The following is a 393-nucleotide window of genomic DNA, read 5'->3' on the forward strand; positions in this document are numbered from 1 at the left end:
TTCTACTGAGGGTTGTCGCGTTAATATATGTCCAGACCCCCCGGAGAGAGGCTTTGATTTTACTTCGTTAAAGGGAGCGCTCAGCCTCGGTGTTTTTTTTTTGGGTCGTGGAAATTATTTCCACCTTCGTCCCGTTTTCGTATAGCAAAAACCCCGCCGAAGCGGGGTTCAAAATTGGTCGGCGAGAGAGGATTCGAACCTCCGACCCACTGGTCCCAAACCAGTTGCGCTACCAAGCTGCGCTACTCGCCGAAATACTGCTTTTTGAATTTTTAGTTCAATTCGTTAAAGTCGTGGTGCGAGGGGGGGGACTTGAACCCCCACGTCCGTAAGGACACTAACACCTGAAGCTAGCGCGTCTACCAATTCCGCCACCTTCGCATTGTCACAACT

Annotated in this window: 2 tRNA genes; both read right to left on the reverse strand. The window is 50.6% G+C overall.

Annotated features, from left to right (window positions below):
- Positions 1-175: 175 nt before the first annotated feature.
- Positions 176-252, reverse strand: a tRNA-Pro gene (locus tag WCE05_RS26345).
- A gap of 42 nt (positions 253-294) precedes the next feature.
- Positions 295-381: transfer RNA gene (locus tag WCE05_RS26350), tRNA-Leu, on the reverse strand.
- Between the last annotated feature and the right edge of the window lie 12 nt (positions 382-393).

The sequence above is a fragment of the Pseudomonas sp. I2 genome, from assembly GCF_040984075.1.
GTDB lineage: Bacteria > Pseudomonadota > Gammaproteobacteria > Pseudomonadales > Pseudomonadaceae > Aquipseudomonas > Aquipseudomonas guariconensis_B.